This window comes from Woronichinia naegeliana WA131, from assembly GCA_025370055.1.
GTDB lineage: Bacteria > Cyanobacteriota > Cyanobacteriia > Cyanobacteriales > Microcystaceae > Woronichinia > Woronichinia naegeliana.
The window spans coordinates 7,388,089-7,413,711 of record CP073041.1 but is presented as its reverse complement, the minus strand read 5'-3'; the positions used below and the strand labels follow the sequence as shown (position 1 = coordinate 7,413,711).

28 protein-coding genes are annotated in these 25,623 nt (G+C 42.9%); 15 read left to right on the top strand and 13 right to left on the bottom strand.

Translation table 11 applies throughout. The annotated features are described in order from the left end of the window. Positions 1–22 precede the first annotated feature (22 nt). Positions 23–1,369 carry a histidinol dehydrogenase gene (gene hisD, locus KA717_37680; GenBank protein ID UXE61077.1) on the top strand — a complete coding sequence of 449 codons (1,347 nt, stop codon included), beginning with the start codon at positions 23–25 and terminating at the stop codon, positions 1,367–1,369. A 4-nt stretch (positions 1,370–1,373) separates the two neighbouring features. On the opposite strand, the gene KA717_37675 is transcribed toward hisD, so the two are convergent. After that, complete coding sequence (locus KA717_37675; GenBank protein ID UXE64907.1) at positions 1,374–2,507, bottom strand: quinone-dependent dihydroorotate dehydrogenase; 1,134 nt, start codon at positions 2,505–2,507, stop codon at positions 1,374–1,376. 675 nt (positions 2,508–3,182) lie between these two features. Between KA717_37675 and KA717_37670 the strand changes: the two genes are divergently transcribed. Beyond that, a complete protein-coding gene (locus KA717_37670) occupies positions 3,183–4,133 on the top strand; it encodes a MoxR family ATPase (GenBank protein ID UXE61076.1) in 951 nt (316 codons plus the stop codon). A gap of 286 nt (positions 4,134–4,419) precedes the next feature. On the opposite strand, the gene KA717_37665 is transcribed toward KA717_37670, so the two are convergent. Beyond that, on the bottom strand, positions 4,420–4,728 hold the full coding sequence (locus KA717_37665; protein ID UXE61075.1) for a hypothetical protein: 309 nt from the start codon (positions 4,726–4,728) through the stop codon (positions 4,420–4,422). A 393-nt stretch (positions 4,729–5,121) separates the two neighbouring features. On the opposite strand from KA717_37665, the gene dnaJ reads away from it, so the two are divergent. The 3 genes from dnaJ to rsgA are packed head-to-tail and all read left to right on the top strand — an operon-like array spanning position 5,122 to position 7,600. Continuing rightward, complete coding sequence (dnaJ, locus tag KA717_37660; GenBank protein ID UXE61074.1) at positions 5,122–6,252, top strand: molecular chaperone DnaJ; 1,131 nt, start codon at positions 5,122–5,124, stop codon at positions 6,250–6,252. Continuing rightward, positions 6,249–6,491, top strand: coding sequence for a sulfurtransferase TusA family protein (locus KA717_37655; protein ID UXE61073.1), 243 nt, complete (start codon positions 6,249–6,251; stop codon positions 6,489–6,491). Before dnaJ ends, KA717_37655 begins: the two co-directional genes overlap by 4 nt. A gap of 29 nt (positions 6,492–6,520) precedes the next feature. Beyond that, positions 6,521–7,600 carry a small ribosomal subunit biogenesis GTPase RsgA gene (rsgA, locus tag KA717_37650; protein UXE61072.1) on the top strand — a complete coding sequence of 360 codons (1,080 nt, stop codon included), beginning with the start codon at positions 6,521–6,523 and terminating at the stop codon, positions 7,598–7,600. A 5-nt stretch (positions 7,601–7,605) separates the two neighbouring features. Here the strand turns inward: rsgA and KA717_37645 are convergent, their stop codons facing one another. After that, positions 7,606–8,124, bottom strand: a complete 519-nt coding sequence (locus tag KA717_37645; GenBank protein ID UXE61071.1) for a bifunctional nuclease family protein — start codon at positions 8,122–8,124, stop codon at positions 7,606–7,608. A gap of 149 nt (positions 8,125–8,273) precedes the next feature. Between KA717_37645 and KA717_37640 the strand changes: the two genes are divergently transcribed. Together KA717_37640 and KA717_37635 are read left to right on the top strand one after the other, a co-directional pair. Next, entirely contained in the window at positions 8,274–8,642 is a 369-nt protein-coding gene (locus tag KA717_37640) for a YccF domain-containing protein (GenBank protein UXE61070.1), read from the top strand. A gap of 317 nt (positions 8,643–8,959) precedes the next feature. Continuing rightward, entirely contained in the window at positions 8,960–9,310 is a 351-nt protein-coding gene (locus KA717_37635; GenBank protein UXE61069.1) for an antibiotic biosynthesis monooxygenase, read from the top strand. 107 nt (positions 9,311–9,417) lie between these two features. Here the strand turns inward: KA717_37635 and KA717_37630 are convergent, their stop codons facing one another. Beyond that, positions 9,418–10,461: a tetratricopeptide repeat protein gene (locus KA717_37630; GenBank protein ID UXE61068.1), complete on the bottom strand. Its 1,044-nt coding sequence runs from the start codon at positions 10,459–10,461 to the stop codon at positions 9,418–9,420. 116 nt (positions 10,462–10,577) lie between these two features. On the opposite strand from KA717_37630, the gene KA717_37625 reads away from it, so the two are divergent. Beyond that, the gene (locus KA717_37625; GenBank protein ID UXE64906.1) at positions 10,578–11,075 is read left to right on the top strand and encodes a DUF427 domain-containing protein; all 498 of its coding nucleotides are present in this window, start codon (positions 10,578–10,580) and stop codon (positions 11,073–11,075) included. 201 nt (positions 11,076–11,276) lie between these two features. On the opposite strand, the gene KA717_37620 is transcribed toward KA717_37625, so the two are convergent. Continuing rightward, positions 11,277–11,801: a hypothetical protein gene (locus KA717_37620; protein UXE61067.1), complete on the bottom strand. Its 525-nt coding sequence runs from the start codon at positions 11,799–11,801 to the stop codon at positions 11,277–11,279. 30 nt (positions 11,802–11,831) lie between these two features. Next, positions 11,832–13,991: a cation:proton antiporter gene (locus KA717_37615; GenBank protein UXE61066.1), complete on the bottom strand. Its 2,160-nt coding sequence runs from the start codon at positions 13,989–13,991 to the stop codon at positions 11,832–11,834. Between the two features lie 139 nt (positions 13,992–14,130). Between KA717_37615 and KA717_37610 the strand changes: the two genes are divergently transcribed. Continuing rightward, a complete protein-coding gene (locus tag KA717_37610; GenBank protein ID UXE61065.1) occupies positions 14,131–14,781 on the top strand; it encodes a Uma2 family endonuclease in 651 nt (216 codons plus the stop codon). A gap of 89 nt (positions 14,782–14,870) precedes the next feature. Then, positions 14,871–16,202 carry a four-carbon acid sugar kinase family protein gene (locus tag KA717_37605; protein UXE61064.1) on the top strand — a complete coding sequence of 444 codons (1,332 nt, stop codon included), beginning with the start codon at positions 14,871–14,873 and terminating at the stop codon, positions 16,200–16,202. A gap of 36 nt (positions 16,203–16,238) precedes the next feature. On the opposite strand, the gene KA717_37600 is transcribed toward KA717_37605, so the two are convergent. Beyond that, positions 16,239–16,817: a hypothetical protein gene (locus KA717_37600; GenBank protein ID UXE61063.1), complete on the bottom strand. Its 579-nt coding sequence runs from the start codon at positions 16,815–16,817 to the stop codon at positions 16,239–16,241. Between the two features lie 280 nt (positions 16,818–17,097). Between KA717_37600 and KA717_37595 the strand changes: the two genes are divergently transcribed. The 5 genes from KA717_37595 (at position 17,098) to KA717_37575 (ending at position 20,572) form a co-directional block, all read left to right on the top strand. After that, positions 17,098–17,823, top strand: coding sequence for a septum site-determining protein MinC (locus tag KA717_37595; GenBank protein UXE61062.1), 726 nt, complete (start codon positions 17,098–17,100; stop codon positions 17,821–17,823). Positions 17,824–17,898: 75 nt separating this feature from the next. Next, positions 17,899–18,699, top strand: a complete 801-nt coding sequence (gene minD, locus KA717_37590; protein UXE61061.1) for a septum site-determining protein MinD — start codon at positions 17,899–17,901, stop codon at positions 18,697–18,699. A gap of 76 nt (positions 18,700–18,775) precedes the next feature. Next, positions 18,776–19,069, top strand: coding sequence for a cell division topological specificity factor MinE (gene minE / locus KA717_37585; protein ID UXE64905.1), 294 nt, complete (start codon positions 18,776–18,778; stop codon positions 19,067–19,069). A gap of 309 nt (positions 19,070–19,378) precedes the next feature. Continuing rightward, positions 19,379–19,852 (top strand): aspartate 1-decarboxylase, encoded by a 474-nt coding sequence (locus KA717_37580; protein ID UXE61060.1) that lies wholly within the window; start codon positions 19,379–19,381, stop codon positions 19,850–19,852. Between the two features lie 3 nt (positions 19,853–19,855). Further along, positions 19,856–20,572, top strand: a complete 717-nt coding sequence (locus KA717_37575) for an HAD family phosphatase (protein UXE61059.1) — start codon at positions 19,856–19,858, stop codon at positions 20,570–20,572. Positions 20,573–20,686: 114 nt separating this feature from the next. Here KA717_37575 and KA717_37570 read toward each other — a convergent pair whose 3' ends face one another. The 6 genes from KA717_37570 to KA717_37545 form a co-directional block, all read right to left on the bottom strand. Next, the gene (locus KA717_37570) at positions 20,687–22,021 is read right to left on the bottom strand and encodes a glycosyltransferase family 4 protein (protein UXE61058.1); all 1,335 of its coding nucleotides are present in this window, start codon (positions 22,019–22,021) and stop codon (positions 20,687–20,689) included. A gap of 305 nt (positions 22,022–22,326) precedes the next feature. Continuing rightward, positions 22,327–22,872, bottom strand: coding sequence for a WcaF family extracellular polysaccharide biosynthesis acetyltransferase (locus KA717_37565; GenBank protein ID UXE61057.1), 546 nt, complete (start codon positions 22,870–22,872; stop codon positions 22,327–22,329). 76 nt (positions 22,873–22,948) lie between these two features. Then, positions 22,949–23,956 (bottom strand): UDP-glucose 4-epimerase GalE, encoded by a 1,008-nt coding sequence (gene galE / locus KA717_37560; protein UXE61056.1) that lies wholly within the window; start codon positions 23,954–23,956, stop codon positions 22,949–22,951. 5 nt (positions 23,957–23,961) lie between these two features. Next, complete coding sequence (locus KA717_37555) at positions 23,962–24,750, bottom strand: glycosyltransferase family 2 protein (GenBank protein ID UXE61055.1); 789 nt, start codon at positions 24,748–24,750, stop codon at positions 23,962–23,964. A 31-nt stretch (positions 24,751–24,781) separates the two neighbouring features. Beyond that, complete coding sequence (locus KA717_37550; protein ID UXE61054.1) at positions 24,782–25,243, bottom strand: hypothetical protein; 462 nt, start codon at positions 25,241–25,243, stop codon at positions 24,782–24,784. Beyond that, positions 25,225–25,554: a nucleotidyltransferase domain-containing protein gene (locus KA717_37545; GenBank protein ID UXE61053.1), complete on the bottom strand. Its 330-nt coding sequence runs from the start codon at positions 25,552–25,554 to the stop codon at positions 25,225–25,227. Before KA717_37545 ends, KA717_37550 begins: the two co-directional genes overlap by 19 nt. Between the last annotated feature and the right edge of the window lie 69 nt (positions 25,555–25,623).

Sequence of the window (25,623 nt, the reverse complement as noted above, 5' to 3'; positions counted from 1 at the left end):
CGACGGTGAGGATATGGGCGACTTGCTGCGAATTATCACTCAGTATGGGGAAGCCATTATCGAACTCAAACGTTTGATACAAACTCCCCATCCCCAGGGCGATCGCGTACCCGTGCCCCTTGGTGATCTCCTTAGCGACGAGGTATGGCAAGCTGAAATCACCAGGGTACAGGCCATTTTAGAGCGGGTTAAACAGGACAAAGACTTGGCCCTGCTCTCCTGGCCCGATCCTCAACCAACCAAGCTGCCTAGTCTGCGCGTCAGTGGTTCAGAATTAGATGCGGCTTATCAACAGATCTCGAAGGATTTATTAAATGCCATCCAAGCCACTTGTCGCCAGCTAGAGTTGTTTCACCGTCAACAATTGCCCAAATCCTGGGTCAAATTTGGTGAAGATGAAATTGTCTGGGCCCAACGTCATTATCCGGTCAAACGAGCCGGACTCTATGTTACGGGCCATCGTGGTTCTAGACTGAGCAATCTGCTCATGCAGGCGATCCCCGCCAAAATTGCTCAAGTTCCCCAGGTCGTCCTGGTCACGCCCCCTGGCCCAGAGGCAAAAATTGCCCCCGATCTGTTAGTTGCGGCCCAGGAAGCCGGCATTCAAGAAATTTACCGCTTAGAAGGAGCAAAGGCGATCGCTGCCTTGGCCTATGGAACCGAAACGATCGCCCCCGTTGAAGTTTTAACTGGTGTAGGAGATTGGGAAGTCAGCTTGGCCAAACAGATGGTCAATACGGTAGTCAATACTGACAGTCCCCTCAACCGTAGTTATTTTATGATCGTGGCAGACAGTACGGCTAATCCCTCGCAAATTGCCCTGGATTTGTTAGCCCAAGTCGAACAAGATCCCAACGCACCTCTTGTCCTGATTACGTCTGATCTCCAGATTGCTGAAGCCGTGCAAACCTCAGTACGGGAACATGTTCAATCCCAGACTTTAGACATTTGGTTGGAAAAGGCGATCTCTCACTCAGGTCTGATTGTGGTCGTCGAAAATTTAACCGCAGTCATAGAACTGATTAACCAGTTTCCGCCCTATTACTTGCTCGTCGCCGTCGAAGATGCCTGGGGTTTGATCGAAAAAATTCCAGGGGTTAGCACCATTTTGATCGGTCAATCCACACCAAAAGCGATCGCCGATTATTTTGGGGGTTCTAACTTTCTCTTAAACAACCAAGGAACCTTTCGATCCGCCGCAACAGTTAGTGTGGGAACCTTTTTAAAGCCCTCAAATCTAATTGAATATTCTCCCCAAGCCTTTAAAAAATTATCCCAAACTCTAGAAACTTTAGTTAAAGCGGAAGGTTTAGAAAATTCCCAAGCCAATATCCAAAATAGAATCCATCCCCCAACTTTTACAGAGTAGATCGTTAAATCTTTTCGCTTCCCACCGCTTGTTGAATATGGTCAAGTCCTTGTTCCTCTAGCTTTTGGGTCAGACCTTGTAAAATATCTCGTATGAGCCAGGGGCCTTGGTAAATCCAGCCCGTATAAAGCTGTAAAAGACTGGCTCCGGCTTGAATTTTTTCCCAGGCATCTTCGGCAGAAAAAATCCCACCCACTCCAACAAGGGGTAAAGTTCCTTCCGTTTTTTGATAAAGGTAACGAATAATTTCCGTCGAGCGTTGACGCAGGGGTGCGCCGCTAATGCCACCAGCCTCAATCCGAATTGCTTGACCCGTTGCTGCCAAAATCTCAGTCTTTAAACCGTCCCGTTGCAAAGTGGTATTCGTTGCCACAATGCCAGCTAATTGATAGGTTTTCGCTAAATCCAGAATTTGATCAATTTCTTCCCATGTTAAATCAGGGGCAATTTTAACCAATAGAGGTTTATTGTTACTATTAACTGCCTGTAAACCCGCTAGAATTTTGCCTAACTCTTCCGAACTTTGCAGCGATCGCAGCCCTGGTGTATTCGGAGAACTAACATTAACCACAAAATAATCGGCGACCTTTTCTAAGGCTTGAAAACTCTGGACATAATCTTCGGTGGCTGCTTCTAAGGGCGTAATTTTAGACTTAATTAAATTAATGCCGACGGGAGTAGAACGGGGATAGGCATTCCAGGTTTGTTGTAAGCGTTCAGCAACTACTTTGGCCCCTTGATTATTGCCCCCTAAACGATTCAAAACAGCCTGATCCAAAGGCAACCGAAACAAACGTGGCCGAGGATTACCTGGTTGACCATGCAAGGTAACACCCCCTAATTCTGCAAAGCCAAAACCTAGATGGGGCCAAAGGGCCGCCGCTTCTCCATCCTTATCACAACCCGCCGCTAATCCTACCGGGTTAGGAAAGGTCAATCCCCAACATTGCTGGGTAAGGCGAGCATCAGGATAGCTAAAACTCTGATCTAGAGCTTGGAAAAGCAGTGGACTTCTGGTTATTCGACTCCATTGATCTATCTTCTTCAAACTCTCGATCAGCAACTTATGACCACTTTCGGGATTGCGACGGGTGATCTGTAACATGAGCGGATAAAAGGGACGGGCAAAGGAAAACATCAAAATGATTTTAGGCGGTGATCTAGGCTGTATTCAGTATAAAACGCCAAAAATTAAGGTGGGCAAAAGTTCCCACCCTTTTTATTCCTAATTGTCTAAGCCTGAATTATCGCGACTTACTTCTGATTTTTTTGATCGCCATCCAAACCGATCTCATTAGCGGCTCTTTCAAGCATGGATTGCTGACGGTTTTTAACCGCTTGTTGCTGACGATTCATTAAGGCTCTGGCTTGTTGTTCGGTATTCATAATCATTCCCTCCGATTAACTCGGTAATGCGCTGGATAAAAAATTTCGATTGCTTGAGGAGAGAATTGCTTGTTTGAAGTATTCTTTACCTCTTTGATTAAAATATAGCACAGAAAACTGTAGCAATTTTTACAGAACGATGATTTTGTTGCAAAACTTAACACAATAAAAGCATTCTTCCTGAACTAAAGTACCCGTGACTTAGCAGATTACTAACGACTAGGGAGTTAAATTGAAAGTACCAGTACTTTAGGGGTTCGTTTTACCAGTTATTAGAGATCTCAGGGCGATCGCCGTTGGTATCGTGAGGAAGATGACGATAGACTTATTCTTAGGCAAATAACATTATGCTTAAGACAGTTATCTCAAACGATCCTCCTTACTCTTGCCTAGCTAATTCCCTGAGTACGGCCTAAACCAAAACTCTATGCGTGAACAAATCACTACCCTAACCGATAACCTAAGTCGTACGATTGTTGGCAAAACCGAAGCTATCCGTCTAGTGTTAGTTGCCCTTCTCAGTGGAGGACACGCTTTATTAGAAGATGTCCCTGGAGTGGGAAAAACGCTTTTAGCCAAGTCTTTAGCCAGCTCCGTTAATGGCAAATTTCAACGCATCCAATGTACTCCCGATTTATTACCCAGTGATATTACGGGAACGAATATTTGGAATCCCAGTAATCGGGCCTTTGAATTTCTACAGGGCCCGGCCTTTGCCAACGTTCTGTTAGCCGATGAAATTAATCGGGCGACCCCTCGTACCCAGTCAGCCTTACTGGAAGTGATGGAAGAAAAGCAAGTGACTGTGGATGGTGAAACACACCAAGTCCCCCATCCTTTTTTTGTGATCGCAACTCAAAACCCGATTGAGTATCAAGGAACTTTTCCTCTGCCAGAAGCCCAAATGGATCGCTTCACCCTTTCTTTGACCCTGGGTTATCCCACCGAAGTCGAAGAATTGCAAATGCTGCAACGTCAGCAACATCCCTTCGCCGTAGATGAACTCCAACCTTGTATTTCTCTTGAAACTGTTCAATCGCTTCAGATGGCGGTTACGCAGGTAAAAGTAACGCCAGAACTCCAACAATATTTACTGAATTTAGTGCGGGCCTCCCGTCAAGATGAAGAAATTACCTTGGGAGTGAGTCCGAGAGGAACAGTTGCCTTGCAGAAAGCGGCTCAAGCCTACGCCTTTTTGGAAGAACGAGATTATGTGATTCCTGATGATGTCAAAATTGTGGCCCCCCATGTTCTGGCCCATCGTTTGATCCCCGCCAGTGGAAAACAAGCTAAAACGATTGTCAAGCGATTACTCGCTAGTATTGCTGTGGAAACAAGCTTGGACCCCACATTCCGTACTTGGCAACAAGAATTTTAATTAATACGAACAAGTCTAGATTAACAGAAGTGCTTCCCCACAAAGGTTTCAGGAATCACAATCTGCTGATCAACAAAAGTACGCCTCTTTATGCAGCACAAAAGCACTGATAAACGCACTACTATAGTCTTTCCTTCTCTGTCTATATCTAGTGTTGTGATGGCTAATGATGCCTGCATATAGCGTGTAAATTTTAAATTATTTATTTTCTTCTAATTTCTTTTTTTGACGGACGACGTTTTTTCGCTACCGTTAGGTAGTCTTTTCTCCCTTTTTCTCTAAATGATTAGAAGGGCGATCGCTTAACTAAAAATCGACCCACAAATTCAGTCACGGCTCCTAACACTGGACTCAATACCACCACGGAAGCAGCCGCAATAATAATGGTTCTCGCCGTTTGGCCCTGTTCTTTAACCAACTGAAAAAAGCGATCGTCCCAACGTTTAACTTCATTTTCAAGGCGCTGAGTTGCCACTTTACTTTCTTGCTCAAGGCGTTGGTTTGTCGCTCGTATATCTTGATCAAGTTTATCGAGACGGGAATTGCTTAACTCGACGAGGGTTAGAATACGAGTCAATTGCTCTTGTTCAGTCATAATATTTATCTTGGAAAATCTCTAGATGGGGAAAGCAAGAATGTACTGCTTAATATTCTGGGATTGTGCATGCTCCTATTTTGTATCTTATCTTTTTGTTTCAAGAAACTCAGAAAAGATAACCCTTCTTCGAGATCTCCTATAATTGCATTTATTCAAGCTTCTACCACCCTAGAGCTACCCATGCCCTTTGCTGGCCTCCCAGACCGAAAATTTTTAAGAATCTGTGGCAATTCTATGAGCGATCGCTCCTTAGCCCCAAGCTGAATACAGGCATCTGTATTGCTAAGCCTCCAGACTGATTACCCTAATTAACGATGATGTTTTGCCGAGAGTTTGCTACAGTAAACATTAAGTCTATCTAAACCGATACAGAGAGTTAATCAGAACCTTATGCCAGGGGACTACTACGAAATCCTCGGAGTTGCGAGGGATGCCAACAAAGAAGACATTAAGCGTGCCTACCGTCGTTTAGCTCGGAAGTATCATCCTGACGTAAATAAAGAACCAGGGGCAGAAGAGCATTTTAAAGAAATTAATCGCGCCTACGAAGTTCTCTCAGAGCCGGAAATCCGCGATCGCTATGATCGTTTTGGAGAAGCCGGAGTTAGTGGCGGTGGAGCCAGTGGTTTTGAGTATGGAGATATGGGCGGCTTTGCCGATATCTTTGAAACCATTTTTGGTGGCTTTGGCGGTATGGGAGGAGCAGCTCAGCCTGGACGCAGAAGAGGTGGCCCCGCTAGGGGAGAAGATCTACGTCTGGATCTAAAATTATCCTTCCGTGATGCTATTTTCGGCGGCGAAAAAGAAATCCGCATTCCCCACCTAGAAGTTTGTCAAGGCTGTCAAGGCTCAGGTGCTAAACCGGGGACAGGCTCCCGTAGTTGTAGTACTTGTAATGGAGCCGGACAAGTGAGAAGGGCCACTCGCACGCCGTTTGGCAGCTTTGCCCAGGTATCAGCCTGTCCGACTTGTAATGGAGCCGGAGAAGTCATTGAGGAAAAATGCGAAGTTTGTGGGGGGGCGGGTCGAAAACAGGAAACCAAAAAGTTAAAGATTACCATTCCCCCTGGTGTAGATGATGGCACTCGTCTGCGGGTTTCCAGAGAAGGAGATGCTGGGGTGAAGGGTGGCCCGGCGGGCGATCTGTACGTTTATCTCGTGGTAGAGCCTGATAGAGAGTTTATCCGTGAAGGGATTAACATTCGTTCTGAACTGGGAATTAGTTATTTACAAGCGATTCTGGGCTGTCGTCTGATGGTTGATACCGTTGATGGACAGGATGAGTTAGTGATTCCGGCGGGTACTCAACCGAATACGGTGTTAACCATTGAGGATCGCGGTGTACCGAAGTTAGGCAATGCGACTTTGCGCGGCGATCATCTGATTACCATTAAGATTCAGATTCCCACTCGTCTTAATTCCGAAGAACGGGAACTACTGGAGCGGTTGGCCACAATTAAGGGAGACAGTCATGGTAAAGGGGGGCTGGAAGGATTTTTAGGGGGACTATTCCATAAATGAGTCAGCCTGAACCCATTCTGCTTGATTTGCGCGGTACTCCTTGTCCCATTAATTTTGTGCGAACCAAGTTGAAATTGTCCCAAATGTCCCAGGGTCAAATCCTTGAGGTTTGGTTAGATAGCGGCGAACCCATTGAGCAAGTTCCTCATAGTTTGGCGATCGCCGGTTATGACGATCAAACCCTGGAAGAGATGGATAACTTTTTCAAGTTGTCTATTCGGTTAGGGCAGGAGCATTAAAATGATCATTTTCCCAGGGCTGTGAGTTTGTGATACCGCTCATTCAGGGAACGGTAATTGCTGTCCAAGCCAATTATTATGTGGTGCGTTTGGATCAACTGCTCCAGACTCCTTTACTCTGCACTCGACGATCGCGGTTAAAGAAAATTGGCCAGACGATTATGGTCGGTGATCGAGTGGGGGTTGAGGAGGTGGATTTAACCACCCTTCAGGGTGCGATCGCGGAAGTTCAACCCCGTAAAACCGAATTTCCCCGTCCACCAGTGGCCAATGCCGAACAAATTCTTTTAGTTTTCTCTTTGGCAGAACCGCCTCTCGAAGTTTGGCAATTAAGTCGTTTCTTGGTCAAGGCAGAATCCACAGAACTTTCCCTGGGATTATGTTTGAATAAACAGGATTTAGTGACGGAACAGGAGCTTCAGCAATGGCGATCGCGTTTGGAAGCCTGGGGATATGCCCCTATTTTTATTAGCGTTGTTCAAAATCAAGGGTTAGACCAACTCCAGCAAACATTAGCCAACAAGATTACGCTCATGGCCGGGCCATCGGGAGTCGGCAAGTCTAGTCTCATCAATCATTTAATTCCTGGAGAAAGTCAACGGGTCAAAACCGTTTCTGGCAAACTGCAAAAAGGTCGTCATACCACTCGCCATGTTCAGCTTTTTGAATTACCCCAGGGAGGGTTATTGGCAGATACCCCTGGCTTTAATCAACCGGATTTATTGGTGACGGCTAGAGATTTAATTCGCTATTTTCCAGAAGTCAAAACAGCGATCGCCGCTAATGCTTGCCAATTTCAAGACTGTTTACATCGAGAGGAACCAGGCTGTCATGTGCGGGGCCATTGGGAACGCTACGAACACTATTTAAAATTTTTAGAAGAGAGCCAACAACAGGAACTTCAGCTTCATCACAGACCTGATCAAGAAAGTAATCTGAAATTAAAAATGAATGCCTCTGGTCTGGAATCCTACGAGCCGAAATTAGCCACTAAAAAATATCGTCGTCATTCCCGCCGCTTAAATCATCAAAATCTGCACGAATTTTACGAACAACAGACTCTCAAAGAATTATCTGAATTACCGACAGAAGAAACAGACCTACCATAGAAAATCTAACTGCCGCCATCTGTCCCAATATCAGTGCCAAAGCGAGCCTGCTTAATTAAATCCTCTGGACGTAAATTGGAGACAAAATCTCGAAAAGCTTGACGTTCTTCTTCATCGGCATCTCTATCCACCGGAATGGAGGCATCGGCTACCACTTCTTCCATCACCCAAATGGGGGTATTCATCCGCAACGCGATCGCGATCGCATCACTAGGACGGCAATCAATTTCTTTTTTTACTTCACCTTGATACAAACAAAGAACGGCGTAGAAAGTATTATCCTGTAGCGAATGGATAATAATGCGGTCAAGGGAGACATCCCAGGTTTCCAAAAGGGTGACGATTAAATCATGGGTCAGAGGACGGGGCGGTCTCTGGTTTTCTAAGACCCCAATAATGGCTCTAGCCTGGTCTTGGCCAATATAAATCGGCAGGGCCCGGCGATCAGAACCATCCTTTAATAGAACAATGGGACTACGAGTAACCGCATCAAGGGCAATTCCAGCCACTCTCATTTCAATCATTCGCCTGGTCCTCTGGATTTAAACGGAAGCGGTACAACGGTCGCTCTTTCTATTCTAGAAAATTAAGGGCATTTCGTTATCGCCCCAGACAACTAACATTATGATTATAGGCGAGAAGAACTCCCATAGATATTGAGGATTAGAGCATTATGAGTTTACTGGGAAACATTATTTGGTTAGTGTTTGGCGGATTTTTGGCAGGAATTGGCTATATTCTGGGTGGTATGCTCGTTTGTATTACTATTATTGGTATTCCCTTTGGTCAACAAGCGATCAAGTTAGGAGTAGCAACCATGACCCCCTTTGGGCGAGAAATTGTACCAACACCAGAGGCAGGCAGTTTGATCAACCTGATTTTAAATCTGATTTGGATTGTGGTGATTGGCTGGGGAATTGCTCTGACCCATTTAACATCGGGCTTAATTCTGGCTGTCACCATTATTGGTATTCCTTTTGCCATCCAACACTTTAAGCTCATTCCCCTCGCTCTTTTTCCCTTTGGTCGAGAATTGCGCTAATGCTAAGCTGTCGTCAGTTTAACTTGAATCATAATCATAATCAAAATTATTAAGGGATAACGTTGATCGAATTCTTTGCCAGTAAGCCCGTGCTACACTCTGCACTTCAAAATAATTAATCTCAGATAGCAAAAAACTCCAGTATCTTAGAAGGTATCCTTGCTGTAAAATTTTCGTTGATTACATCTGACGCGAGCTCGAAAGCCCTATCGTACCGTTTCACAGGATAATCTATCAACGAATTATTTACAGGTAGAGTGTTTTTGATGGATCTGGCCACTCATTAATCTTTCAGGACTCGTTCAGGAGTTTTATAGATGTCTGCTGACTTTATTGAGCATTGTCTAAAACATAAATACGCTTACGTGGCGATTGGGGAATTTAAACCCGGACGGTTTGCAGAAGCCCAACGCCTCTACGAAAAAGCCGTCTCTACCTATTCAAAGGGGTTTCAGGGATCTTTTTTGTTGCAAAAACCTAATTCCGATGAGGGGATTGCCGTCATTATTTGGGAAAATATCGAGGATATGGAAGCCAACCAAACTGAAATTTACCAAGCCATCCTGGAGCAAATGAATCCTCTGTTTGCCAAGCCTCCCATCACTGATTTTTATGAAGTTTGTAGTGAAATTGACGGTTTTAGGGTAGCAGAGGCCGTTACGCCCTAAATAAAGCGGTTCTTGATCCAAAAGGCAAAGGCAAGGGGACTAGGCCCCTTAGGACAAAATTTTCAGGACAACGGTGTCATTCAAGGGTACGCCATCATGATTTTTGTCTAGCCTGGTGAGGATTGGAGATGGTTTAAGCGGGTGATTGCTAGTTCAAAGGTCGGTTCGATTTCTAGTGCCTTTTGATAGCTGGCGATCGCCTCTTCATTTTGTCCTAAAACTTCTAAAACAGAACCTAAGTTAAATAGAGCCTGATAATCCTGGGGGTTAAGGGTGACAGCCTGACCGAAACTGGCTAAGGCTTCTTCCAATCGCCCTAAATTTCCTAGTGCACTACCTCGATTATGCCAAGCCTGGGACAACTGCGGATCTAAAGCCACGGCCTGATCCCAACTCGCGATCGCCCCTTCTAAATCCCCTAAATTAGCCTGTTGTAACCCTCTAGATAACCAGCCATCGGCATCTTCTGGTAAGTGTTGATTCGCCAATTCGTCCTGGGCAATATTAAACTGGGCCATCAGAGCTTCCATAATTTTCTGGGGACTCGGATTATCCAGACCCAACTCATTGGCTAAATGGGCGGTTAATTCAGGATCAGTTTCTAATTGGGTGGCAAGTTCTTCTAGGGTATAGGTTTCCTGTTGGCCATTAGGCGGTAGTTCTGGGGCAAAATTACCGGCAATCTCCAGATCGGGGCCGCCATATTCCCAAATTTCCTCCCCTTGAGGAGCCTGTCTCGCATAAAGTTGTCGCGCAATCAAATGGGATTGATGACCAATGGGTTCAATTTTAGGAAAGGACTGGGCCAATTCCCCTAAACGCATCATGCGAGCCGCCAAAATCAAGTTAGGAGAGGGAGAGGCTAAAACCTTTTCACCAAATCGATCTAACCAGTTGACCCAGAGCTTGGTCTTACCGCGATCGCCCAATTGTTCAAAGAACTTTAAAATTCGCCCCTCATGCCAACCGTGAGCGATGCCTTCCAATAACTGACTAAAAAGAAATTCATAATCCGTATCGGTTAAAGGAACGATTTCTGAAGACGTAGCTAATTTGTTACCGCCATAGGCAGCCGTCAACTTGGAGCCTCCCAAGAATTTACCTAAAACTTGCTGGAACCATCGCCAAATGCGTTTAAAGAATTTCTGCATTCTAAATCTTGACTTCAACTGTTAGAGCGACTATGCTCATTTTGCCTTTATTTTAGTATCCTTAGTCCCTTCTCGCCCGATTGACTCACTGAAATACATCTCCATTTTTAATGCTTATGTTTTCTCCTCAACCGATTAAACCGCTCCCAGGCCAAGAATCCGTATGGGACTATCCTCGTCCGCCCAAAGTAGAAGCCAGCCCCAAACGCATACAGATCTGGTTTAACGAAATCATGATTGTGGATAGCCAACAGACCCAAAGAGTTTTGGAAACCAGTCATCCTCCCGCCTATTACATCCCGCCTGCTGATATTGCCATGCAGTATCTTAGCCCCATATCTCAGCAATCCTATTGCGAATGGAAAGGGATGGCTCACTATTACCGTATTCAAGTAGGCAATAAAAGGGTAGAACAGGCCGCCTGGTATTATCCTGAACCCAATGCCTATTTTGCTGTTTTAAAGGATTATGTAGCTTTTTATCCGAGCCGTATGGATGCTTGTCTTGTGGATGGCGAGAAAGTCACAGCCCAGCCAGGGGATTTTTATGGGGGATGGATTACGGCTGATATTGTTGGCCCCTTTAAAGGAGCAAGCGGCACTTGGGGCTGGTAAACAGCTTTAATATGCAGATAATTGAAAAATTGACAGCAAAAAAGGAAAAGCTTAAAGGAGTCTTGCCGTGTTTCGACCCTCTCTACTTTTCCTTATTACTCTTACTCCTCACACACAAGTAGATATTAACTGGGCTTTTGGGAAAAAAACGGGAAATTGTGACACTTAAAAAATTGGCACACCCCCTTGAGGGGCAAGTCATTATTTGGAGACTCCGTTGGTGGGTTCCAGTTTTTGAGCCGTGAAATTGATGGCAAGCTCAGACCAGTGCAGTTGACCAGAAAGATTTTTGTCCTGAAATTGAAGCTGGAGATGAATCTCCTTGGGGGAGTCCGCGATTGAACAAGGGCCTAAAAGGGTTGTTTTGCCTGATAAGGTGAAAGGTTGGGATAGCATCAAACCACTCAAGACGATGTTTTCTTTTGTTCCTTTCTTTTCAGAAGATGATTCAACCCCAGGGGAGATGTTTTCGGGCGTGGCGATGGTTTGAGGACGAAGACTTAATTCTCCGGCGATATAACGGCCAGACTGCTCGATCGCCAGGGTCAGATTCTCAGAACGCAGACAGTCCGGTAGATCAGAACTGGTTAGTTGATAATTACCAGAGACTTTCGGTGGGGCTTTGAGATTAGCTTCGCCGTAGGCACTAACAATATTAAACAAGACGAGAACAGAGCCGATCATCGTCCCATAAAAGGCGAGGGATTTGGGGCTAAAGTGATTCATTAATTTTGGATTATTTTTGTCAAATGAGTTTTAACGAACAGCTACGTCATCGATAAAAGAGGCAATATGACTAATCACACGGGAATAGCGTCGCGTAATCAGCAACGAGGAATGACAAGCCTGAGCTAATTCGTCGGTATAGCGTCCCAAAGTTTGCTTTTCAATACCCCAGGTGCGACTCGTTCCCGCAATGGTTAAATCGGCATTTTTAGAGGCTTCAATGACGGCTTGAATCGGTTCAGTACCTTCGACTTGGGTAATATAAATGCGATCGCGAACAATGGCAGGCAATAATTCCAACATTCTCCGAAATTCGTAACTGGCCTCTTCGTCATTATTTTGATTGGCATTATTAAATCTGAGGACTTCTAATTGACAATTTGGATCCTGAAATAACATACGCAGTGCCAAAGAAAAGCCTAGATCATCGTGAATATTATCGGCATAGGCTACTAACAAAGATTCTAATTTCACCTTGCGCTTATCGACAAATACGGCGACATCAACGGGTGCGCTATTGAGAATTTTGCCTACTCTTCCCCCTAAGCGATTATCAATAAAACCAGAACGATGCCAACCCACAATAATTAAATCGGCATGGTCGGCGATCGCAATTTGGGCAGTTTCCTTGGCCACATCACTCGCGACGGTGACAATGGGATAGATATTTTGGCGAATTTCTGGGGGTTCTAGGGTGGCAATTAATTCTTCCAATCCCTCCCGTCTTTTTTTAATTAAACGATTGGCTTCATCGGGCGTACTTTGAAATTGATAGTCTTCCTGCAATTCAATCAAACACAGTGCGTGAACAATGGAAGGTTGCTTGCCGGCGATCGTGACGGCTAATTTGAGTAATCCTTTTTGGGTGAGGGGATTGGCCACTGGCACTAAAATCCGATAATTGGGTTTATCCTGATCCAATTCCAAATCAGGGGTTTCCTGTTCGACAATATCAAGACGAATTTTATCTTTTGGATAAGTCCATTCCAACAGGGGAGAAGTCATAAAAGTCGTGACCAGGGCCATAATCACTAACATCGTAAAAAGCAACGGCGTAATCACCCCTAAACTCAGACCAATATTCAGCACAATTAACTCAGTCAAACCACGAGTATTCATCAACCATCCCAAAGCTGAAGCATCTCGATTATTAATGCCGGAAACCCTGGCGGCGACATAAGTGCCAATATATTTTCCTGAAATGGCCACCGCTAAAACGGCTCCACAGAGTAACCATAATTCAGGACGATTCAGTAATCCTATTTCGGTTCTTAGACCACTGAACGCAAAAAAGATAGGCAAGAGAAAGATTAAAACAAAGTCTTCCGTTTTCTCAGCCAATTCTTTAACCAGTCCCGCATTTTTGGGCATCACAGCCCCTAACAGAAAGGCTCCAAAAATAAAGTGAATGCCAATCAGTTCTGTAATGAGGGCAGAGATCACAATGCCCATGTAAATTCCGGCTAGGGTTAACTGGCTTAACCTTCCCGTTCGCTTATAGTGAATTAGTAATCTTTGTAGAAATTTACGCCCCAATGTCACCATAAAAGCAATGTAAAGGATTGCTAAAATGATGGTGGGAAAGGCTCCGGTAATTGTTCCCGTTCTAGCCACCGCGATCGCCAAAGCCAAAATACACCAAGCCGTTACATCATCCACTGCGGCACAGGTTAAAGCCAGGGTTCCTAATTTTGTTCCTTGTAAATTATTTTCGGTAATAATGCGGGCTAAAACCGGAAAAGCCGTAATTGACATAGCTGCCCCTAAAAAGAGGGCAAAAGCCGTGAATGAGACATCGGCATTAGAGACTAAAGGATAGAGTAATAAGGCTAAAATGCTGCCCAAAGAAAAAGGCACAACAATACTGACATGGGAAGTCAAAATGGCTACATTCAATTGACCGCTTAAATACTTCGGATTGAGTTCTAGCCCAATCAGAAACATAAAGAAAATTAAGCCAATTTGAGATAATATGTTCAGATAAGGTAAAGTTTCAATGGGAAAAAGCCAAGCCTTCACATCCGGCAAAACTAACCCCAGAAGCGATGGCCCCAGTAAAATGCCGGCAATGATTTCTCCAATGACCAAAGGTTGCTGGATTTTGCGACAGGCCGTTCCCATTAAGCGAGAAAGTCCAATCACGACCAGAATCTGTATTAAAACGAGAACAACGGGTTCAAGGTGCATCATTGAGCTTTCCTTAAGCAATCAATAGGGGCCGAAAAGAACTGATACTCGACTATAGCTTAAATCTTCCAGACCTCAAACTAGCTGGGTTAGAATCGATACATTGTCTTGTATAACCGTCATCCTAGCGGAGATAATCGTTATGTCTATTGCGCTAGAAATCCCTAGACTGCCTGAGAAAATTGTCTTTCCGCCTGGAGATTTGCTCAGTTATGAACCACCGATGGAAACCTATCTTCATCTTCAGCAAATGATCCTACTGCTTAAGTGCCTAGAATGGTGGTGGCGCGATCGCTCCGATTTTTTTGCGGCGGGGAACTTAACGATTTATTACAGTCCTCAACAACGTAAGTCGGAATTTTTTCGTGGGCCAGATTTTTTCGTGGTCTTGGGAACAGAGCGCAAACCCCGTCAGAGTTGGGTGGTCTGGCAAGAGGGGGGACAGTATCCCCATGTGATTATCGAAATTCTCTCTGACAGTACGGCTGAGACAGATCGGGGTTTAAAGAAACAAATTTATCAAGATATTTTTCGGACTCCTGACTATTTCTGGTTTGACCCTAATAGCTTTGAATTTCAAGGCTTTCAGCTTGTGGGTGGACAGTATCAGGCACTAGAAGCCAATGAGCAAGGTTGTTTATGGAGCCAGCAATTACAATTATTTCTAGGACTGGAGAATGGACAACTGCGCTTTTTTACCCCCCAGGGCAAACTAGTCCCGACAGCCGAGGAAAGTGCATTACGATTAGCCCAAAAGTTACAGGAGATGGGCATTGACCCCCAGGGATTTTAAAGGTAGCAGATTTGATGGGCCAGCAAAGCATGAAATAATAAAAGTCAACCGTTTTCTGTCTATTCCTTTCCACTTCTTGAATTAATCCGATGACGACTCCTAAAATTATTGTCCTTGATGATGATCCGACTGGCTCACAAACGGTTCATAGCTGTTTGTTGCTCATGCAGTGGGATGTGGACACCTTGCGTTTAGGATTGAGGGATCAGGCTCCCATTTTTTTTATTCTCACCAATACCAGGGCATTAACCTCAGAAAAAGCCACACAAGTCACCCGTGAAGTTTGCCAAAATTTACAATTGGCTCTAGCGGCGGAAAAGATTCAGGATTTTCTCATTGTTAGTCGCTCAGATTCAACATTGCGCGGCCACTATCCCCTGGAAACAGACGCGATCGCCGCCATCTTAGGCCCCTTTGATGCTCATTTTTTAATTCCGGCTTTTTTTGAAGGGGGCAGAATTACCAGGGATAGTGTGCATTATTTAATGGTCAATGGACAAGAAACCCCCGTTCATGAGACAGAATTTGCTCAAGATTCCGTTTTTGGCTATCACTATAGCTATTTACCTGATTATGTGGAAGAAAAAACCCAGGGGAACATTAAAGCGTCCCAGGTAGAACGTTTTCTGCTGCCCGATATTCGACAAGGCTGTTTAGCGCGTTTACAAAATTTACAGAATAATACTTGTGTTGTGGTCGATGGGGAAAAACAAGCAGATTTAGATCAATTTGCCCAGGCGATTTTAAACGCCGCCGATCAGGGAAAACGCTTTTTATTTCGCAGTGCCGCCAGTATTTTGACCTCTTTAGCCCAGTTAGGAACTCAACCATTGGCCGCTGAAGCTATGGCTCAATATAAGCCTACCCAGCAAGCGGGCGTGATCATTGTTGGTTCTCACGTCAAGAAAACCACAGAACAGTTAGAAAATTTACTCAAAGAAGCAGGGGTTGTGGGAGTTGAAATTGATGTGAGCTTTTTGCGGGATTTTCCAGAGCAGCGTCAGTTGTTATTACAATCAACCTTAGAAAAAATCCAAGGGATTCATCGGGATCAGAACACGCCGGTAGTTTATACCAGTCGTCAAGAATTGACCTTCGATACAGTACAACAACGGCTTGATTTTGGGGGGGCAGTTTCCTCTTTGCTGATGGATATTGTCCAGAACTTACCTGAAGATATTGGGTTTTTGATTAGTAAAGGGGGAATTACTTCTAATGATGTTTTAAGTACAGGTTTAAGGCTGCGATCGGCACGACTGCTAGGGCAAATATTACCGGGCTGTTCAATGGTAAGAACAGATGTTGATCATCCTCGCTTTCCCAATTTACCAGTTGTACTTTTTCCTGGTAATGTGGGCGATACTCAGGGTTTAGCGATAGTTTATCGTCGTTTAAATTCCCAAAATCCTAAGAAAAATTAAACCGAGAAATTGATCTTTAGTTCATAATTATTGTTTTCATGGTTCAGCATCCTCTGTTGTTCTTCGTCGTTTATGCCTTACTTTTCGAGTTAGTAAATAGCGATATTGTTTGATAGTGCTGAAAGCAATAAAGCTGATTCCTAATAGTTGTAAAAGCAACGGAATGAAACTGATTAACGAGGGAATAACTATTTTTAGATGCAGCGATCGCGTAATCATTGCATCTAAAGCAATCTGTGTTAGTAAAAAGAAAAAGCCGATGTACATCGGTAATAATTTATGGCTTTTTTTCTGGATTAAAAGAGCGACAAGCAATATAAAGGTTGCCAGGGTAGTGATTGTCTCCTTGAGCAAAGCAATAATATTAATCTGGGGATCTGATAAAAGACTAGTTCCGAAAAACAAATCAAAGAAGAAGATTTTTTCTCTGGGATAAAGACTAGATACAATCTCTAAGCTTAATAAAGCTAAGACGGCAAAGGTAGCCCACCAGAGCTGTTGGGGTTGGCGACTTCTCTCATTACTAGGAAGTCGGGTCATCCTGTGGCAGCAGAGATAACAGAGCAAAGCGGTGCCCGAAGTCATTACAAGTAGTATCCAGTGCAGGATATTCATCAAATCCATGTGCTTAATAAGTTCACTAGTACTAAAGATTTGTCTAAAATAGTGCCATATTACTATATCAGTATTAGTAGATCTTATTTTGAAATAAAAATTTATAACAACAGACAGATTCTTGATGACATCGAAAAACTTCAGCCAAGAGGATTACCCCTTGGTATCATCCGAAGCATTATGGTGACTGCCATAAACCTAAACCTGAGGGGAGAATACAGAAGGGTGATAATGTAATAATCTAAAATTTTAAAATTTCCTGAACTTCTGAGTGATTTAGATGACTGCCGATCTTCCTCTTCCATCTAGTTTATCCATTCAACTTCAACCAGAAGGTGATCAGTTATGGCTAACCCTGCCGTTTTCCAACCAACCGGATCTGAGTCGTGATTGGACTCAGTTAGAACAATCTCTTCAAGTTTATCTAAAATTACAGGCTGATCGTTGGCCCAGTGGTAGTTCAGTTTATTTATCGGTTCAGGATCGTTTATTAGATGTTCGGCAATTACAGGCGATCGCCGCCCTACTAACAGAGATTAACTTGGAATTGCAATGGGTGAAAACCAGCCGTCGTCAAACTGCTGTCGCGGCCGCCAGTATTGGCTATTCTGTTGAGCAAATTTCGCGATCGCCGACTTTACTTCAGCCCAACCCTCGTGCCTTGGCCAAACCCCTAGTCCTGAAAAATACGATCCGTTCTGGGGTTGTGATTGAGCATCCAGGAGATGTGTTATTGGTGGGCGATCTCAATCCAGGCGGCGAGATTATTGCAGAGGGAGACATCCTGATCTGGGGAACCTTACGCGGAACTGTCCATGCAGGCGTTAAGGGCGATCAAAATGCGATCGTCATGATTCTTAAGCTGGCAGCCAGCCAAATCCGTATTGCTGACTTAGTTGCCAGGGTTTCTAGCGAAGCGGCTGATCAAAACGAACCCGAAGTGGCCTATATTACTCCTGATGGCATTCGGCTAACTTCTGCCCGTAAATTCAAAAAGATCAAGTAAAATCAAAAGCCAGTCTCCTCTAAATTTTATTGTTAACCTTTTGCGAACCATCACCCCAAGACAGACGACCCAGCTATGAATCGGATTATTGTTGTAACTTCAGGCAAAGGCGGTGTGGGTAAAACCACCACTACGGCTAATTTAGGCTCTGCGCTGGCCCGTTTAGGGAAAAAAGTCGCTTTAGTAGATGCGGATTTCGGTCTTCGTAACTTAGATTTACTCCTAGGGTTAGAACAACGGATTGTCTATACCGCGATCGATGTCCTTTCTGGGGACTGTTCTATTGATAAAGCCTTAGTTAAAGATAAACGACTACCCAACCTCGTTTTATTACCGGCTGCCCAAAATCGCTCCAAGGATGCTATCAGCCCAGAGCAAATGCAGCAACTCGTCGATCAATTAGCCAAAAAGTTTGATTACATTATTATTGACTGTCCGGCCGGTATTGAGATGGGGTTTCGTAATGCCGTTACTCCCGCCAAGGAAGCGATTATTGTCACAACCCCAGAAATGTCTGCGGTTCGGGATGCGGATCGCGTCATTGGTCTACTAGAAGCCGAAAGTATAGAACGAATTAGTCTGGTTATTAATCGTCTGCGACCGGAAATGGTTCAACTTAACCAAATGATTAGTGTTGAGGATATATTAGAACTCCTAGCCATTCCCTTATTAGGCGTTATCCCTGATGATCAAAAGATTATTATTTCTACCAATAAAGGAGAGCCTTTAGTTTTAGAAGAAAAACTGTCGGTTCCTGGTTTAGCGTTTCAGAATATTGCCAGACGTTTGGAGGGTCAAGATATTCCTTTCTTAGATTTTATGGCAGCCCATGATAATCTCTTGATGCGAATTCGTCGTCGTCTATTCGGCCCCTAAGCACGGTCAACTACAACAGAGTAAAGAATTATCAAGAATTTATCCGACTAAATTGTAAAGTCAATGGGAGTTGAAAATGATTTTAGATTTGCTTGAACGTTTGTTTGGGCGCAGTACAAATAAAAGTGGAGAACAGGCCAGGCGACGGCTTAAACTCGTGATTGCCAATGATCGTTCTGGTCTCAGTCCAGAGATGTTAGAGGCGATGCGCCAAGATATTTTAGAAGTAGTTAGTCGCTATGTTGAAATTGATTCTGAGGAGATGGAATTATCTTTAGAAAGCGATCAACGGATGACGGCTCTCATTGCGAATTTGCCAGTTCGACGGGTGCGCCGTAGTCGCCTGGCCTCTACCCCCACAGAGAATTAGGGCTGCATTTTATTGTCAAGTTTCACGTTCTACCATCTATCAAGGAGTCAAGGAAGGCTCTAAGTTCCGCCATGTTTTTCGATCTGTACGATGATTATCGGTTTGAATAGGTATTTTGTCATTTTGATCAACGAAATAGATATTTTAAAAATTAGGGGGTGTGTTGAGTCATTAGGGAAATTTAACACTGAAATTTGCGCCGACTTGATAAAATATTTTACAGTTTTTTTTTAAATGCTAAAGTAGTATTAGCTTTGTACAATCACTGCAATCCTTCAGTTACCCCCAGCTAGTCAACAGGACAATTAAATGGGAACAATTAGACTAATGCACGCTAAACTCCATCGGGTGCGAGTCACAGAAGCCAATCTTAATTATGTCGGTAGCATTTCTATCGATCCCGAATTATTGGAAATGGTTGGTATTTTACCGCTAGAAGAAGTCGATATTATTAATCTCAATAATGGTCATCGTTTTTCGACCTACGCTATTCCGGGGACTTCAGGCAGTCGAGAAATTTGCCCCAATGGTGGCGCAGCACTGCTTTGTCAGCCTGGCGATTTGCTGATTATTTATGCCTATGAAGCCCGCGATCGCCGAGAAGTGCTTCTTCAGGGACATCAAGCGAAAGTTATGGTTGCTGATGCCGAGAACCAGACCCAAGAATTTTATCGACAAACCCTGATTCCCAACGGTGATAGTGTTACATTTCACAATGAGCCAACCGATCTGCTCAATCTATTGCCAGAAACCTATTCTCGATCGCAATTGTCGTTATGTTAAAAGATGCTAAAGGCCATATTATTTGACTTTAACGGGGTTGTGATTAATGATGAATCGATTCATCGAGAGATTACTAACGACCTCATTGTTGGGGAAAATTTACGTCCCATTTCTACCGTAGAATACTACCAATTTTGCTTAGGAAAAAGCGATCGCGTCTGTTTGCGGGAATTGTTAAGCTATCGGGGGCGAACCATGACCGAAGACTATCTGACCCGCTTAATTCAGAAAAAAGCACAACTCTACCGAGCCAAAATCGAAACATTAGATATCCTTCCTCTCTATCCAGGGATTAGGAAACTTCTGGATCAGATTCAACTTTATCGTCTAGCGATCGGTTTAGTGACCGGAGCGATTCGTTCTGAGGTCATCAATATTCTTGAAAAAGCAGAACTGCAAACCTATTTCTCTGTCATCGTTGCCGGAGATGATATCGCAACCAGCAAACCCCAACCTGATGGTTATCTATTCGCCCTTGAGCAACTGAATCGCTCAGACTCGACATTACAGTTAGAACCATCACAATGTTTAGCGATAGAGGATACACCCGTGGGTATTCAAGTCGCCAAACAAGCTGGAATGTCGGTTGTTGGGGTTGCCCATACCTATCCTTATCACTTTATGCAGCGACAGGCTAACTGGGCCATTGATCATTTATCCGAATTAGATTTAGACCGAATTATAGTTGTTCTAGCTCGTCCCAAAGTCCCTTGCCTCTAAGGGCTGTCACCTGATGACCAGAAAGTTAATTGTCAATTCCATAATGGTAGGAATTACCATAATTAAACCAGAAAGAAGATGAGTCATCATTTTTAGATACCCACCTTGGGCTAGTTAGTTCTTGTCCCGGTCGAGAGATTTTATCAGAACCTGAAGATATTCTTCTGCAATAATTTTAGGCGTAAAACAGGACTCCAAATAGTGACGGGAAGCTTGCTCCATTTCCGCTGCGGATTCTGGATTGTGAGCAAGCCAACGGATAAAGTCTGTCAGACCTTGACTATCTCCATTGTTAACGCTGATACCACATTTTCCCTTGGCAATTAACTGTCGTAAATAGGATTGTTCTGAACAAATAACAGCAACAGGTCTTCCTGCTGCCAATGCAGAATAAAGTTTACTCGGAGCAACTAAACTATCTAGTCCGACATCGACACTGACTAAAGAGAGATCACAGGCTGTTAAAGAATAAGGCAACACTTCTTTATCTTGATAAGGCAAGAAAAGACAATTGGTAAGTTGCCATTGGTTAACAGTTTCCACCACACTATCTAGTTTGGGTCCACCACCAATAAAAACAAATTGGATAGGCTCAGATTGTAGTTGTTTGGCAGTCTCCATAATCGTACCTAGATCATGGCATCGTCCCATATTTCCTGAATAGAGAACCGTAAATTTACTGGCCAGATCATGCTTTTGGGCAAACCAATTATCCTTTTTCTCCATAGGAACAATTGCTTCAGGATCGCTCCAGCTATGAATGACAGAGATCTTATCAGCAACTTCTGGACAGAGAGATGATACTCGTTCTTTCATCCCTGCACTGAGTACAATGATTCCTTTGGCTTGCTTCCAAATTTGACGATTGATAGATTGCCAAATCTTCACGATCCAATGATCTTCAGCAACTACGCCTAAATTAACGGCAATATCTGGATAGAGATCATAGATTAAGCAAAGATAGGAAACTTTGCCAAAACAAAGTCGATTGGCAAGATAGCCCGCAATTTGAAGAAAGGGGGGAGCAGATGTCAAGAGAAACAAATCGTGGCGACGAATATTTTTAATGATGTGTAAAAAAGCTCGCACGGTAAAAAGAACGCCATTCAAGGTTTTACCGCGAATTCGTCTAGACCAAACTTGAGTAGAGCGCGATCGCTGAACCCGCATATTACCACGCTGTTCTAAAGCTTCAGCCTGAGAGATTGAAAAAGCGTAGTTGGGTTGACCTGTAAAAACCTCTATTTTTATATTTTGCTGCTCTAATTGTGTTGCTAATTCCTCGATCAATTGTCCAGTTGCAGCATAGTCAGGCGGGAAAAACTCGGTTATGATAGATAAATTAAACAGATTTTTTCTCAAACATTCCACCTCATTGATTTTTATCCGACTATCACTTGAATCACCACCACCAAAACAGGTAATATCACTTGATAGGTAAGGAGGCATCCCAGCGAACTTTTTGTGTATCATTACTTTGTCTCTATTTAAATAGGACTAAAATCAGATCAAGGCTATATTTCTTGATTTAGTCAATTAGGTACTTTAGAGGTGCTACTTAATGTTTTTGTAAAAGAGAATTTACGGATACTTAAAAGCAGCTATCCATTAAGATTTTTAAGATCCAAACTTTAATAAACGTTAATTAAAGCATAATACGGTCTCATGCTAGTAAACATCATCCGTGATTATACTGAATTATCAAGGAAATGATAGGGATTTCATCAGAATCTCCGCAAAGTAGTTGCAACGCACTACTGGATGAGCTTGCGTATTTTTACTGGTTGAGCAGGATTACCAGTATAAATTGTCATCGGGGTTAATGTGTTGACAGCCACCGAACCCAAGGTGAGAACTGCTCCTTTGCCGACTCTGACTCCGGGAGCGATAATGGCAGAGGCTCCAATCCAGCTACCTTCTTCTATATAAATTTCTTTGGTTATTAATTTAAAATTGCGATCGCTCCAATCATGATTGCCAGTACAGAGATAGACTGCCTGGGAAATACAGACATGACTTTCAATGGTGACGGGAGCTAAGTTATCAATCCAACATTTTTCTCCTAACCAAACATAGTCCTTGATGATTAAACGCCAAGGAAATTTAATTTTGACCTGGGGCTTAATATTTACTCCTTGACCGATTTGTGCACCAAATAAGCGCAGAATAAAAACTTTAAACCGGGCCAGAGGAATAAGTGGCGTTTGAACTAAAAAATCGCCAATAAAAAACCAAAGTATTTGTTTGAAATTAGAAGCACCGGGATGATAGTCATCTGTCCTATAGTTATCAAGGTACATTTTAGAGGGTTAGGAAATCGTTGTAAAAATAGGGTAAAACAATAAAAATTTAAAACAAACTATAGTTTTAATACCATTAGAATGAGTGCCGAATTTGGTGCCATTGCCAAGCAGGGGAAATAATGTCGCTTAGGCTAGTATATTGCGGTTGCCATCCCAAATATTTTCGGGCTTTTTCACCACTGCCTACTAAAACAGGGGGATCGCCTTCTCGTCGAGGTGATTCAATGGCTGTAATCGGTTTTTGAGTAATTTGACGAGCCGTTTCAATCACTTCCTTCACAGAAAAACCATTGCCATTACCGAGATTAAAAATTTCACTTTCTTCGTTATTTAGTAAATATTCTAATCCCAATATGTGAGCGATCGCTAAATCATGAACATGAATATAGTCTCGAATGCAAGTTCCATCAGGAGTGGCATAATCGGTTCCATAGATATTAATGGTTGAGCGTTGCCCTAAAGCAGTGAGCAAAGTGAGGGGAATTAAATGGGTTTCGGGCTGATGATCTTCGCCTAAGCGACCATTTGGATCGGCTCCAGCCGCATTAAAGTAACGAAAAATAACTGACTTTAAATCATAGGCTTTATCAAAAGCCTGAAGCATTCCCTCCACCATTAACTTACTTGACCCATAGGGATTAATGGGGTTTTGAGCATGGGTTTCCGGGATGGGTAAAACCGTTGGAACCCCATAGGTAGCGCAGGTAGAGGAGAAAACAAATTTTTTGATATTTGCGGCTAACATAGCTTCGAGGAGCGTTAATGTACCCACCACATTATTTCTATAATATTTGCTAGGATCTTCAACCGATTCACCTACATAGGCATAGGCTGCAAAATGGATAACGGCATTAATGTTATAGGTAGCGAAAAGGTTATCCAGTAAAGCGCGATCGCTAATGTCACCTTGTATGAAAGGAACCGCCAGAACATTATTTACTAAGTCTTGGTGTCCATAAATTAAATTATCTAAAACAATGACAGAATAACCCTTTTCTTTCAGAGCTAAAACAGTATGGGAACCAATATAACCAGCTCCACCAGTTACCAAAATATAAGGACTTTGTTTTAGATTAGCCACAAAAATCACTCCAAAGGTTGAGGTTTATCGCTAAGCTTTTCAGCTTCTATCAAATGAATAACGAGTAAAGTTTCCGCTAACATACGTTGCATCGCATAGTACCAGCCTTCCCATCCATCCAAAATACCTTTTCTCAGAAGCAGGCAGTACAAAAACACAACAAAAGGAGAGAGAATTTTGAATTTTCTAATTTTATCACCAATACTTAGTTCTGAATTAGGTGTGTTTAGTAACTTTTGGGTCTCTAGGATCATGTAACGATCTTGGGCCCAAAGCCAGCGACTTAATGGTTTGCGATCGTCATGATAAATGTGACAAGATAAACTGGATGAGGAACCCGTAATTTTTAGTAGTTGGGTATGTCCATCATCAATATATTTGGCATTTTTTTGTCTAAATAAAGCTAGTCTAGGAGGGAGAATTGTTGCTCGAAGTGGTTTGCCAAAAATACAGTATTTAAAAGGAATAAAATATCCATCCGTATTATTTATTGGAGCTAGAGATTCAATCTCATTAATAAGAGTAGTTGTTATTACATAATCTGCATCAAGGGAAAGAACCCAATCAGACTTGATTTGATTTAATCCATAATTCCACTGGCTAGCATGGGAGTCAAACTGTCTTTGAAATATGCTAACTTGCTTAAAGTTTTTTAGGATTTCTATGGTTTTGTCAGTACTAAAACTATCAATAACAACAATTTGTTTTGCCCACGTCAAATTTTTTAATGTTCGTTGAATATTTGGTGCTTCATTGTAAGTTAATATTAAGGGAGTGATTTGATTGAGATTCATTTTAATTGTCTAAGATTAGAATTTTTATTAATTACAATTTTTGTAAAAAACTTTCAATATCCTGATCTAACTGAGGCTTTAGTTGAATAGCTCTATTGACATTACTCTGAAGTTGATAAAAATCTAAAGTTATACCATAGGCATGACGGAAAAAGTGTCGAAAAGCGCGTAATTCATTTAATTTGTCATGGCTTTCTAGAGAAAGTAAGGCGGGTCTAATTTCTTGAATAGGTTGCATCATTCGCTTGGGTAATAAACTATGCCATTGAGATGAATCTGAGATATTGTTTTCAAAATAGATGGCAACAATCTTGAGTAACTCTTCAATGGCACCATAGAAATTGTGCAGTTGATAGGCAACACTTTCAGCTTTTTCTGGATTATCAGGAGATAGATTTTGAGAACGATCTAGAAGAAGGGCAAATACACGATCAATAGTGACTCGTTGAGCGGCTAGATCTGCTGCTAATAAAGCTAAACCTGGGGTTTCCATAACAGACCCTGTTGACGGATGCGATCGCCGAAAGAGCATTTAGAAAGTTCAACGAGATCAACATCCCGCCCAACTCGCTCTGACAATTTAGCCATGGCTTGAAAAAAATAGTTGGGGTCAATCATCTCTACGGCAAGATCAATATCAGAGTAACGACCAAAACCATAGGGGCGAACTACAGAGCCAAACAAATAGGCTTGTGGAATGCCATAATTTTGAGCCTTAGATTCTAACCACCTAATAACCTGTTCAATCATGATTAAACGTTGTTGTTCGTTCTGCTGACGACGATTCGCTATAGCTTTATCCAATAGTGGTGTAGGGTAGGGCATTATTTTGGTTAAAGGGCGATCGCGCTTTTATCTCTTTGAATTAGCGCA

Bases quoted from the DNA above. Each gene is read 5' to 3' on its own strand.
- minD (UXE61061.1), top strand. From the start codon at position 17,899: ATGAATCGGATTATTGTTGTAACTTCAGGCAAAGGCGGTGTGGGTAAA.
- KA717_37615 (UXE61066.1), bottom strand. From the start codon at position 13,991: ATGATGCACCTTGAACCCGTTGTTCTCGTTTTAATACAGATTCTGGTC.
- KA717_37570 (UXE61058.1), bottom strand. From the start codon at position 22,021: ATGCCTCCTTACCTATCAAGTGATATTACCTGTTTTGGTGGTGGTGAT.
- KA717_37640 (UXE61070.1), top strand. From the start codon at position 8,274: ATGAGTTTACTGGGAAACATTATTTGGTTAGTGTTTGGCGGATTTTTG.
- KA717_37625 (UXE64906.1), top strand. From the start codon at position 10,578: ATGTTTTCTCCTCAACCGATTAAACCGCTCCCAGGCCAAGAATCCGTA.
- KA717_37575 (UXE61059.1), top strand. From the start codon at position 19,856: ATGCTAAAGGCCATATTATTTGACTTTAACGGGGTTGTGATTAATGAT.
- KA717_37620 (UXE61067.1), bottom strand. From the start codon at position 11,801: ATGAATCACTTTAGCCCCAAATCCCTCGCCTTTTATGGGACGATGATC.
- KA717_37595 (UXE61062.1), top strand. From the start codon at position 17,098: ATGACTGCCGATCTTCCTCTTCCATCTAGTTTATCCATTCAACTTCAA.
- KA717_37550 (UXE61054.1), bottom strand. From the start codon at position 25,243: ATGGAAACCCCAGGTTTAGCTTTATTAGCAGCAGATCTAGCCGCTCAA.
- KA717_37580 (UXE61060.1), top strand. From the start codon at position 19,379: ATGGGAACAATTAGACTAATGCACGCTAAACTCCATCGGGTGCGAGTC.
- dnaJ (UXE61074.1), top strand. From the start codon at position 5,122: ATGCCAGGGGACTACTACGAAATCCTCGGAGTTGCGAGGGATGCCAAC.
- KA717_37600 (UXE61063.1), bottom strand. From the start codon at position 16,817: ATGAATATCCTGCACTGGATACTACTTGTAATGACTTCGGGCACCGCT.
- minE (UXE64905.1), top strand. From the start codon at position 18,776: ATGATTTTAGATTTGCTTGAACGTTTGTTTGGGCGCAGTACAAATAAA.
- KA717_37605 (UXE61064.1), top strand. From the start codon at position 14,871: ATGACGACTCCTAAAATTATTGTCCTTGATGATGATCCGACTGGCTCA.
- KA717_37645 (UXE61071.1), bottom strand. From the start codon at position 8,124: ATGATTGAAATGAGAGTGGCTGGAATTGCCCTTGATGCGGTTACTCGT.
- KA717_37665 (UXE61075.1), bottom strand. From the start codon at position 4,728: ATGACTGAACAAGAGCAATTGACTCGTATTCTAACCCTCGTCGAGTTA.
- KA717_37655 (UXE61073.1), top strand. From the start codon at position 6,249: ATGAGTCAGCCTGAACCCATTCTGCTTGATTTGCGCGGTACTCCTTGT.
- KA717_37670 (UXE61076.1), top strand. From the start codon at position 3,183: ATGCGTGAACAAATCACTACCCTAACCGATAACCTAAGTCGTACGATT.
- KA717_37555 (UXE61055.1), bottom strand. From the start codon at position 24,750: ATGAATCTCAATCAAATCACTCCCTTAATATTAACTTACAATGAAGCA.
- KA717_37610 (UXE61065.1), top strand. From the start codon at position 14,131: ATGTCTATTGCGCTAGAAATCCCTAGACTGCCTGAGAAAATTGTCTTT.
- KA717_37635 (UXE61069.1), top strand. From the start codon at position 8,960: ATGTCTGCTGACTTTATTGAGCATTGTCTAAAACATAAATACGCTTAC.
- KA717_37675 (UXE64907.1), bottom strand. From the start codon at position 2,507: ATGTTTTCCTTTGCCCGTCCCTTTTATCCGCTCATGTTACAGATCACC.
- KA717_37565 (UXE61057.1), bottom strand. From the start codon at position 22,872: ATGTACCTTGATAACTATAGGACAGATGACTATCATCCCGGTGCTTCT.
- KA717_37630 (UXE61068.1), bottom strand. From the start codon at position 10,461: ATGCAGAAATTCTTTAAACGCATTTGGCGATGGTTCCAGCAAGTTTTA.